Below are 11,427 nucleotides of genomic sequence, written 5' to 3'. Positions count from 1 at the left end.
TAAAAGCCGCGCCTTGAGCGCGGCTTTTTTTTGGGCAAAGTTCACAGATTTGTCACAAATAAGCTATACCTTTTATTGGCAGTTAAAACCAAAACAAAACCGGGAAGAACACACTATGTTTAACGCGACTTTTAAGCGCACTGCTGTAGCAGCCGCTATAGCAATGGGGTTGGCGGGTACGGCAATGGCGCAGGAAACCTCATCCAGCCTGCGTGGCGTTGTTACCACTGAGTCTGGTCAGGTTGTTTCAAATGCAATTATTCAGTTACGCGATGAGCGTACGGGCACGATCAAAACCTTAAGCTCTAACGAGCAAGGCACCTTCTCTTCACGCGGACTGCCGGTTGGAGGCCCTTACACCATCGTGGTTGAAGGTCCGGAAGGTCGTAACCAGGTGGTTGAAGATATTTACCTCACTTTGGGTGATTCTCAGAATGTGAATGTCCGCCTTGAGCGTGAAGAAATGGAAGTGTTAAGTGTGACCGGCTCTATGGTCAGTAACGCTTTGTATGGCAGCAACAGTCCGGCTGCAAACTTTAACTTGCAGGACTTAGAAAATGCGCCTTCTGCTAACCGCGACTTAAAAGACGTTGTTCGCATTGACCCACGTATTTACATTAACGAAACCAACGCTGGTGATATTCAGTGTGGTGGTGCTAATCCGCGTTTTAACAGTCTGACGGTTGATGGCGTTCGTATGAACGACAACTTTGGCCTGAATAGCAGCGGTTACCCAACGGAACGCATGCCGTTCTCTTATGACGCCATTGAGCAGGTTGCCGTTGAATTTGCGCCCTTTGATGTTCAGTACGGTGGTTTTACGGCCTGTAACATTAATGCGGTAACCAAAACCGGTGATAACGAGATGTTTGGCGGTGTGTTTTATGACTACACCAACGACTCTCTGCAAGGTGATGAGCTGGAAGGCGATAGTATTAATATTGGCGACTTCAGCGAGAAACGCTACGGCTTTAATGTGGGTGGTGCTTTCATTGAAGACAAGCTGTTCTTCTTTACCTCTTACGAGAAACTGGAAGGCTCGGATACTTTCGACCGTGGGCCGGAAGGTTCTGGTTCAGCAACAGAAGTAATTGGGGTGACTCAGGCTGACGTTGAACGTATTGCCAATATTGCACAGAACATTTACGGCTATAACCCGGGCGGCTTCCCGTCTAGCTTACCGGTAGAAGATGAAAAATTCTTAGCCAAGTTGGATTGGTACATTAGCGATGCGCACCGTGCGTCGTTAACTTACAACTACAACGACGGTTACTCTATTGCCGAGTCTGACGGCGATTCCGATGAGCTGGAATTCTCTAACCATTTCTACGAACGAGGTTCTAAGTTCACCTCTTATGTGGGGGAGCTATACTCTGACTGGAGTGATAACTTCTCGACAGAAGCTCGTGTTGGTTATTCAGAGCTGGATGCGCGGGTTAATCCTTTGGGCGGTACGGACTTTGGTGAAGTTCAGATTGGCGTTAACGACGCGACTGTGTACTTAGGTGCAGATGACTCTCGTCACGCCAATAAACTGAAATACGACACCACTTTCTTCAAATTAAAAGGCACCTACTTGCTGGGTGATCACGTTATTTCCGCAGGTATTGAGCGCGAAGAATACGACGTGTTTAACCTGTTTGTTCAGGAAGCACAGGGCGAGTATCGTTTCGGCTCCATTGATGACTTTGAAGCGGGCACCCCTTTTACGGCTATCTATGAAAGTGCGGCGGGTACCAACAATCCGCAGGACGCAGCGGCAGAATTCGCTTACGCGGTAAACACGGCCTACGTTCAGGATGAATACTATTACGCACCAATGGATATTACCTTCACTTACGGTTTGCGTTATGACTGGTATACCAGCGACGATTATCCGGTGAATAACCCATTGAATGAGGAACTTTATGGTTTCTCTAACCAACAGAACATGGATGGCCAGGACTTACTGCAACCGCGCTTTGGTTTTAACTGGTTTGTTAACCCGGACTTAGAAGTTCGCGGTGGTGTTGGCCTTTATTCTGGTGGTAACCCCAACGTCTGGATTTCTAACAACTACTCAAATAACGGTGTGACTCAGTACGAAGCATCTCGTAGCTTTGCCGGTGAGTCCTTGTTTGACGTACCCCACACTGGCGACGGCAACCCAATTTTCGATGTGCCTCAGGAATTGTTCGACGAAGTAGCTAACGCCAGCGGTCAGGGCCCGATTAACACTATGGACCCCAACTTCGAGCTACCAAAAGAATGGAAATACGCATTAGGCGCCACTTATACCTTGCCTGGTGACTACATTCTGATGGCGGACTTCTTGTACACCGACAAGGAAGATGCGGCCATTATTTATAACTTGGGTCTGGAACAGGTTGGTACCGCACCAGACGGACGTCCAATTTTTGATGAACTGTCGACTGACGGACGTGACCAGGGCGATGACTTCCTGTTGACGAATGTTGACGGTGATTCTGGTTCACAAACAACGGTTTCGCTGGCGTTGAGTAAGTCGCATGACTTTGGTCTGGACTGGACTTTTGGTTACGCTTACAACAAAGCTGAAGACGTTAACCCAATGACTAGCTCGGTTTCGTTCTCTAACTACACGAACCTGGCAACGGCTAACGCTCAGAACCCGGGTGTGGCGACGTCTAACTATGAGATACCGCATCGCTTTACTTTTAAAGCGAACTACACCAAAGAGTTCTTTGATGGTTATGACACCGTTGTCACTCTGTTCGGTACACGCAACAAAGGCCGTCCGTTCTCATACACTATGAGCGATGGGCCTTTTGGTGACGTAGCGTATCAGGGACGTAGCCTGCTGTACGTACCGACTGGTCTGGATGATCCGAACTTTGCCATTGGCACAGACGGCAATGGTAACCCATTTGAAACTGCCGCTTTCTTCGATTTCCTTGAAGAGTCTGGCCTGAGCAAGTACGCGGGCGGTATGGCGCCACGTAACGAGTTTAACAGCAAATGGTGGACCAAAGTTGATTTACGTGTTGAGCAGGAATTGCCAGGCCTTATGGATGGGCATAAAGCGTCAGCGTTCTTCGTGATAGAAAACTTAGGCAACATGCTGAACGACGACTGGGGCGTGCTGTATGAAGCGAGCTTCCCACGCGCCGTCACGGTTGCTGATGTTGAAATTAACGATGCAGGTCAGTACCAGTACAACTCGTTCCGCGACACAACGAACGTGCAGTCGCGCGCGGGTGAGCCTTCACTCTGGTCGGTTCGTTTAGGCGTAGAATACAAGTTCTAACGGCTTGACGAAGAAGGAATAAACCGCCGCTGGTATTGCCCGCGGCGGTTTATTATTTTAATCTCCCTTTATCAAACACTAATAAACGCGCCCCAATGGAACTGAGCTGGACCAGTCTTCTACCTTCCTTATTGGCAATTGTATTTGCCATCGTTACCCGAAAAGTTCTGCTGGCGCTGGTTGGCGGTATTATTCTGGCCAACATTCTGTTGTTCTGGCCCATGCCCACGAGCATTGCTTATGGCACGCTGGAGAGCACCTGGGATACCCTGATAGACCCCAGTAATATGCTGGTCTGGTTTTTCACTCTGGGTATAGGTGCTTTGTTTGGGGTGCTGGAAAACGGCGGTACCTTTAAACAGTTTGTGCTTAAGCTTGAACGCAAGCAGTGGATAGAAAGTAAGCGCCGCGCACGGTTAATGACCTGGATACTGGGTGTTGTGGTATTCATTGAGTCCAACGTGACCATTATGATTTCGGGGACCACCTCACGGCCTATTTATGACCGCCTTGGCATTGCCCGCGAAAAGCTGGCCTATATTGTCGACTCAACTTGTGCTGCCATTTGTATTTTGATTCCACTAAATGCCTGGGGAGCGTTTAACCTGACGCTGATCTCCAATCAGGGAGTAGAGCAGCCGTTACTGGTTTTTATTCAGTCTATTGCCTTTAACTTTTATGCCATTTTTGCGGTATTACTGGCGCTGTTTGTCGCGTTGTTCGACTGGAATATTGGCCCAATGAAAGCGTTTGAGAAGAACGCGGTACCGGATCAGGTTTCACAAAACACCTGGGGCGACGGACCGGATGAAGAAGACAGCTTTGGTAAAGGCACCGCGGTGGTAATGACCAGTCTGATTTCATTAGTGGTGATGGTGCCGGTGATGTTGCTGATAACCGGAAATGGTGTGCTGGTGGACGGCAACGGCACATTAAGTGTGTTTATTGCCATTTACGTGGCGTTGGGCATTGCGGTTGCCGGTACCTTAATGACACAGCCTGTTGGTTTGATTGAGGTTGGTAAATACCTGCTAAAAGGGGCGTGGAATATTCTGCCGCTGGCGGTTATTTTGTGGTTGTCGATTGCGCTGGGTGGTTTAACTCGTGATTTAGGCACAGGTGAGTTCCTGGCGGCGGCATTAGACGGTTCCGTACAGTTGTGGATGCTGCTGCCGCTGATTTTTGTGTTATCGGCTATTACCGGGTTTTCTATTGGTTCCAGCTGGGGCACTTTTGCCATTATGTTGCCACTGGCCATTCCGTTGGCAATGACGCTGGGGCTGCCGGCGGCACCTTTCATTGCAGCCGCTATTTCCGGCGGTATTTTCGGTGATCATGCATCACCTATTTCTGACACCACCATTATTGCTTCGATGGCATCGGGCGTGGAGCATATTGACCATGTGCGCACGCAGTTACCTTATGCTTTACTAGCCGGGCTTGGCGCGACAGCGGCTTATGCGATAACGGGCATGCTTATTTAGCGTTAGCCTTGGCGGATTTTCGGCGGGCGCGGAAAAAGCGGCGTAAAATGTCGCCGCATTCTTCGGCCAGTACGCCGCTCTGCACATCCACTTTGTGGTTCATAGAGGCGTGGTTGATAACCTCAATGGCGGTACCGGTGGCTCCGGTGCGTGGGTCAGTTGCGCCAAATACCAGGCGTTTAACCCGTGCATGGGTAATTAAACCGGCACACATGGCACAGGGCTCTAGAGTGACGTATAGCGTGGCGTTGACCAACCGATAGTTATCGATAGCCTGACCGGCAGCGCGAATGGCCTGTGCTTCGGCATGAGCGGACGGGTCGGACAAAGAAATAACCTGATTGTAACCTTCGCCAACAATTTTATCGTCCATGACCAACACCGCGCCAACGGGCACTTCGTCTGCGTTTTGAGCTTGTTCAGCAAGCTCTAACGCTCGCTGCATGTAGATTTCATCGGTTGTCATGGCGGCGATTTTAGCGCAGGATATTACTCAGTACCAGAATAACAATCCGCACTTATGCAGGAGAGAACAATGAAAAAGCTCGTTATTAGCTTAATGTTGGCCAGTAGCTTCGGTTTTAGCGCTCAGGCTGCCGCACAACAGTCGCCGGTAAAAGTCAGCAGTGATTTAGAAGCTCAGGTGATTGAATGGCGTCGTCATATTCACGCCAACCCTGAACTGAGTAACCGCGAATTTGAAACCGCAAAAATGGTTGCTGAACATTTACGTTCTCTGGGCATGGAAGTGGAAACCGGTGTGGCGCATACCGGGGTTGTAGGCATGCTCAAAGGTGGTAAGCCTGGCCCGACTATCGCTTTACGTGCGGATATGGACGCGCTGCCGGTGGTTGAGCAGACTGATGTACCGTTTAAATCGACCGTCAAATCGGAATATCGGGGTAAGGAAGTGGGCGTTATGCACGCTTGTGGACACGACACCCATGTAGCGATGCTGATGGGCGCGGCTGAAAAGCTGGTGGAAATGAAAGAGGAACTGGCGGGTAACATCATGTTTATTTTTCAGCCCGCAGAAGAGGGCGCGCCTGAAGGAGAAGAAGGCGGTGCTGCACTGATGCTGGAAGAAGGCTTGTTTGCTGACAACAAACCGGAGAAAGTCTTTGGTATTCATGTCTGGGCAGGTTTTCCGACCGGCCATGTAGGTTATCGCAAGGGCCCGTTGATGGCCTCTTCTGATCAGTTTGAAATTAAGGTAAAAGGTAAGCAAGCGCATGGTTCAACGCCATGGGCAGGTGTCGATCCTATAGTGACTTCGGCGCAAATTATCAATAACGCACAGACCATTATCAGCCGCCAGACCAATATCACCAAAGCCCCGGCCGTTTTATCGTTCGGTATTGTGGAAGGCGGTGTGCGCAATAACATCATTCCTGACGAAGTAACCTTAATAGGTACCATCCGTAACTTTGATATGGATATTCGTTCGGATATTCACGATAAATTGAAGCTAACAGCAGAAAAGACTGCTGAAGCAAATGGTGCCGAAGCGCATGTTCATGTGGATTTGGGTTATCCTGTTACCAGTAATGATTCGGACTTAGTTGAGCAGATGTTGCCGATAACCAAAGCGGTCGCTGGTGCTGACAAAGTGCAGGAAGTGCCGTTAGTGACAGGCGCTGAGGATTTTTCTTATTATGCGCTGGAAGTGCCTGGTATGTTTGTGTTCTTAGGGGTAACACCACCAGAACGTGATATGGCCAGCGAGCCGAGCAATCATTCGCCGCATTTTTATGCTGACGAAGACGCGCTGAAAACCGGCACTGAGCTTTATGTGAACTGGGCACTGGAATCACTCTAATATGCCGAAGTCTGCAGTATCGCTGTTCGCTCTTTTGTTGTTTGCCGTTAGTCTGATAGCGGCCTGCACGCCTCAGACCCGCCCCGATGCCATGACCGTTGTTCAGGAACGTCAGGTATTGCGGGTGGGAACGTTGATTAACCCAACCAGCTATTATTTTGATCATGATCGTGAGCAAGGGTTTGAATACGATCTGGCCAAACGCTTTTCCGATCGCTTAGGTGTTGAGCTGGAAATGGTGCCACGTTTTGATGTGAACGACCTGTTCACTATGTTGCGCCGCGGCGAAGTCGACATTGTTGCGGCGGGCCTGGACCGGACCTCGACACGCGCCCGTCTGTTCCGTTTTAGCCCACCCTACGACATTATTAGCCAGAAAATAGTGTTTAAGCAGGGCTCGCGGCAACGCCCGCGTGACCTGCAGCAAATTACCGATGGTGAAATTGTGGTGGTGGAAGGCAGTTCGCATCATGAGTTCCTGCAAAGCTTAGGTGAGAGCATTCCTACATTAAAATGGCGCGCAACGCGCGATCATGACGCGGTTGAGTTGCTGCAAATGGTGATCAACGAAGAAATTGATTACACCATTACCGACAGCACCGCGCTGGATATTCAGCGCCGCTTCCATCCGGATTTAAGTGTGGCTTTTACCGTCAAGCATGATCAGGATATTGCCTGGGCATTGCCACAGGGCACTGACGATTCGTTGTTCTCAGCGGTGGTCGAGTACTTTGGAGAAATTCGTGCCAGTGGTCGTTTAGCGCATATTAAAGAGCAGCATTTTGGGCACGTAAAGCAGTTTAATTATGTGACCACCAGTTTGTTCATAGAAGCGGTTGAACGTGTTTTACCGGGCTATATCGAGACCTTTAAAGAACATTCAGGGTCACTCGACTGGCGCTTATTGGCGGCTATCTCTTACCAGGAGTCACTGTGGAATCCGCGTGCGGTATCGCCTACCGGGGTTAGGGGCATGATGATGCTGACCTTGCCGACAGCGAAAGCTATGGGCGTTAAGAGTCGACTGAATGCTGAGCAAAGCATTCGCGGAGGTGCCCGTTATCTTGAGCGCATGCTGAACCGTGTCCCCGCAAGAATTCCCCAACCCGACAGAACCTGGTTCGCTTTAGCTGCGTATAATATAGGATTCGGACATTTAGAAGATGCGCGAATTATAACTGAGCATCAGGGCGGCAACCCCGATCGCTGGGTGGACGTGAAAAAGCGTTTACCGCTGTTAAGACAAAAGCAGTTTTATCGTCATACCCGCTATGGCTTTGCCCGTGGAGATGAACCGGTCACTTATGTCGGTAATATTCGCCGTTTTTACGACACACTAAAATATTTGGATGAGCAAGGACGCTTGTAGATAGGTAATTAAAATGAAGAAAATAATCGCTTCGGCAATAATGGCACTCACACCGATGTTTGCCGCAGCCCAAAGTTTGGGTGACAACATTGAGCTGTCTGTAGAAGGCCAGATTATAGAAGCGACGCTGGCCGAGCGTTTGTCTTCCGCAAACAGTTACCGGCTGACGTTTGAGAACGCATCGGGTGACACTCAGCACCTGGGTTTTTTGCATCAGCGTGGTGATAATCAGCTTATTTCAATAACCCATCCGCAGCTCGGCTCGGTCAGTATTCGTCGGGTGAATGGTGAGACTGTTGTTGAAGATAAAAGCTTGCCGCCTGCAGAGCCGAAGCGCCGGTTCACAGAGCCTCAAGCTACTTTGAGTCTCAATGCCCGAGCTTTACCCTCCAAAACGTATTCGGTAAGCAAATCAGCTGCTCCGGCAGATGAAGTGCAATTATTTGATGACTCACTTGATGTGTTGTTTGTGTATGACGACCGTTTAGTGAGTTATGCCGAAGAGAATAATTACGATCTGGAACTGGCCATTCAAAGTGCGGTAGACACCAGCAATAGTATATTTCAACGCTCTGGTGTCCCGGTAACAATGACCATTGCCGGGTTAGAACCTTTTCGCCCGGACAGCACCACAGACTTTCCAAATGAAAACCCAGATCCCTTATTGGATGAGCTTATCGACGACCAAAGAGTGCTCCGTTTAATTGATCGTTACCAAGCCGACGTGGTGCATTTTATCGGGGCTGATAACCCGGACGTATGTGGACTTGCTTTTAGAGCCTCGGATTTCAGTACCAGTGATAACCGGGTGAGCTTTATCAGTGGAGGAGCCAACGCGGGGTATACAGCATTAAGCTGCATGGGGGCTGGTACTGTTGCGCACGAAGTGGGTCATAACTTCGGGCTGCGCCACGATCGTTACACATTAGCGGATAACTCCAGTGGTGGAGAGGGAGAACAAGAAGACTTCCATATTCCTTATGGCTTTATTGATGACCAGGGACGCTTTTATACCACCATGTCATATGGTTCCGTGTGTCGTAGTGAGTTCAGTCAAGGGGCGTGTGTTAGTGAAGCGGCGTATTCAAGCCCGGATTTAGTTGACCAAAACAATGGCGTACCACTGGGTAAAGCGGCTTCTGAAATTGATGCAGCTGATGCCAGTCTGGCGGCTCAGCGCAGCAGTATTATTTGGACCAATAACAGTTCACGAACCAATATTGACGGTATGCAAGTTGAGCGCACCGGAAGCGGTGTTCTGACGTTCAGTTGGCCGCGCGTTGAGGGAGCGGATAAGTATCTGATTGGTGGAGAAGCTTGTGAGCAGTTCACCGGTCTCTCACAGCAGGCGCTGTTAGATGAAGAGGGTGTGACGAACAATGCGGTGAGCTACACCGCGAGCTCTCTTCCTGACAGCATTTGTGTCATCGCATTAGAGGAAGTTAACGCCAATGCCGCACGTTGGCGCTTTGTCAGTAATGCCAGCTTCAGTGGGGATTACTCCGATGCCACGGCTGATTACCTGCTACTGAACAATAACGTGTTAAGTCTTACCGAAGCGGGAGACCAGGCTGCTGTCTCTATTGAGCTGTCTGATGAAACCACCGCGAACGAAGCTGTTCAACTGGCATTGCCGGTCACTGCAAGTGGTACCGATGTGAGTCAGGGCGTGGGCATAGACAATGCGGCTGACTGGTTCAGCTGGGAAGTGACCGGCTCTGGCAATACCCGAACCATGACCATCACGTTAAAGCAGTCGCTTGCTGACATTAGTGCAGGATTAGACAAAGATAATGTACATAACCCGTACCACTTGCCTCTGAAATTGGTGAACACCGATGCGCCTGACTTTTCTGTTTCCAGTGGTCTCTGGATAGACCCTTCCAATATGACGGGCGGGGCCGCACAGGCATTTATTAGTCAAGGAGAAAGTATAGGCGAACTGCAGGCCCTAGACTCTGCCGTGAGTGTTTATAATGTACCCGATGACGTTGTTATCAGCGTGGAAGAAGCGGAAGGCTTCATTTCAGGCTTCAGCGCCACAGAGGTTGAAGCTGAGGTTGAAGGTGAACGTCGAATTCAATTGGCGGGTGATGCGCCCATGGTGGACGAGGCTTTATCGGTTCCGTTGCGGGTTGATTTTAGTGACGGCAGTGAAAGCATCACGGTCGCGCTCACGATTGAGCCAAGAGCAATAGCGCCAAGTATTAGCGCTTTTCGGGCCAGCAATACAACCGAAGGTCAAACAGTGACGTTAACGGCTACTGTGACTGACGCCGACGGTAATCTGGACACATCCAGTATTGAGATTGTCCGGTTAAATAGCGATGGAAGCGAAACGGAAGTCTCTAATGTCAGCGTGAACGGTGATACGGTTACGGCATCAGTTGGAAGCTTGGCTACCGGTCAATACGAATATCGACTGAGTGCCAGTGACACTGAAGGGAACAGCGAGAGTACTGAGGTGAGCTTCACGGTCAGTGCCGCGCCGTCAGAAAGCAGCAGCGGTGGACATGGCGGCTGGTTGGTTTTACTGGGACTTATCGCTCTGGGGCTACGCAAACGCGTAGCCTGACATTTATGTCAGGTGAGATCGGGTTCCTGACGTAAACGTCAGGCTACCAGAGCTTATTGGAATTGCAGCTCTTTGTAACTGAAGTTGGCTTTCACTTCTTTTTGCATCCACTCCAGCATAACAAAGCAGCGTGACTCGCCATCAAGCTTAATAATTTTAGCCAGGAAGCCACGGAACGGCCCTTGCTGAACTTCCACAATGTCGCCAACTTTCGGTGCTTGCTCATCAGTTACTTGATCCACGCCCCGCATTTGGTCTATCCAGCTTTGCGGAACCTTAGGAATGTTGTCGCCAAAACGCAGCACGCCGGCGACGCCATAGGTACTGCGAAGTTTGTAAAACTGCTCGATAATGTCGTCCGGTTTTACAAACACATAGCCCGGAAACATGCGCTCAACCACTGACGTACGCACACCCCGACGAACTTTCTTCACGGTTAACTCCGGCGCAAATACCTCAAACCCTTGGTTTTCCAGATTGACTATCGCGCGCTCTTCCTGCTTAGGTTTGGTTCGTACGATGTACCAAACACCAGATTGGAGTTCATTCATAAACCGGTCCTTTTGTTCGTCGGCGGCTGATCTTTCCACATTCGGTTACGTTACGCAAATTGGGCTGGAGTGATTAAAGATAAGCCAGCATAAAATCATTGCAAAAAACGGGGGCGTCGAGGTAAGCTGAACAGGTCTTTCAATGCAATAAAGGCTTAAGTCTATGCAAACCAGACGCCTCAGACGTGAAAACAATGAACGCCGCCGCGCTGTTATCCGTAAGCGCAGACAACGCATTATTGACCGCCGTGAAAAGTGGTTTCGCATAGTGAACCGCGAAGGCACAGCCAAAGTCGAGTAGGTTGACGTTTACGTCGTGTTTGAGATTCCACCTGACAGGAATGTCAGGCTACTGTATAATCTG

The 11,427-nt window shown here is 49.8% G+C and carries 8 protein-coding genes; 6 read left to right on the top strand and 2 right to left on the bottom strand.

Going from position 1 to position 11,427, the window contains the following annotated elements; all coding sequences use genetic code 11:
- Positions 1-115 precede the first annotated feature (115 nt).
- A complete protein-coding gene (locus CWI78_RS04095) occupies positions 116-3,265 on the top strand; it encodes a TonB-dependent receptor (protein ID WP_126780535.1) in 3,150 nt (1,049 codons plus the stop codon).
- A 95-nt stretch (positions 3,266-3,360) separates the two neighbouring features.
- Entirely contained in the window at positions 3,361-4,749 is a 1,389-nt protein-coding gene (locus tag CWI78_RS04090; protein WP_126780533.1) for a Na+/H+ antiporter NhaC family protein, read from the top strand.
- Here the strand turns inward: CWI78_RS04090 and tadA are convergent.
- Positions 4,742-5,215: a tRNA adenosine(34) deaminase TadA gene (gene tadA / locus CWI78_RS04085; RefSeq protein ID WP_126780531.1), complete on the bottom strand. Its 474-nt coding sequence runs from the start codon at positions 5,213-5,215 to the stop codon at positions 4,742-4,744. The two genes, CWI78_RS04090 and tadA, sit on opposite strands and share 8 nt — an antisense overlap.
- A 69-nt stretch (positions 5,216-5,284) precedes the next feature.
- Here tadA and CWI78_RS04080 point away from each other — a divergent pair, with 69 nt between their 5' ends.
- The 3 genes from CWI78_RS04080 to CWI78_RS04070 are packed head-to-tail and all read left to right on the top strand — an operon-like array spanning position 5,285 to position 10,512.
- Positions 5,285-6,568: an amidohydrolase gene (locus CWI78_RS04080; protein WP_126780529.1), complete on the top strand. Its 1,284-nt coding sequence runs from the start codon at positions 5,285-5,287 to the stop codon at positions 6,566-6,568.
- 1 nt (position 6,569) lies between these two features.
- Positions 6,570-7,937 (top strand): membrane-bound lytic murein transglycosylase MltF, encoded by a 1,368-nt coding sequence (gene mltF, locus CWI78_RS04075; protein WP_126780527.1) that lies wholly within the window; start codon positions 6,570-6,572, stop codon positions 7,935-7,937.
- A 13-nt stretch (positions 7,938-7,950) separates the two neighbouring features.
- Positions 7,951-10,512, top strand: a complete 2,562-nt coding sequence (locus tag CWI78_RS04070; RefSeq protein ID WP_126780525.1) for a zinc-dependent metalloprotease family protein — start codon at positions 7,951-7,953, stop codon at positions 10,510-10,512.
- Between the two features lie 53 nt (positions 10,513-10,565).
- On the opposite strand, the gene CWI78_RS04065 is transcribed toward CWI78_RS04070, so the two are convergent.
- A complete protein-coding gene (locus CWI78_RS04065; RefSeq protein ID WP_126780523.1) occupies positions 10,566-11,063 on the bottom strand; it encodes a transcriptional activator RfaH in 498 nt (165 codons plus the stop codon).
- A 163-nt stretch (positions 11,064-11,226) separates the two neighbouring features.
- Between CWI78_RS04065 and CWI78_RS12885 the strand changes: the two genes are divergently transcribed.
- Positions 11,227-11,364: a hypothetical protein gene (locus CWI78_RS12885; protein WP_157982691.1), complete on the top strand. Its 138-nt coding sequence runs from the start codon at positions 11,227-11,229 to the stop codon at positions 11,362-11,364.
- Positions 11,365-11,427 lie beyond the last annotated feature (63 nt).

The organism is Idiomarina ramblicola, from assembly GCF_003987255.1.
In the GTDB taxonomy this organism is placed as follows: Bacteria; Pseudomonadota; Gammaproteobacteria; order Enterobacterales; family Alteromonadaceae; genus Idiomarina; species Idiomarina ramblicola.
This window is presented reverse-complemented; position numbering and strand designations above follow the sequence as displayed.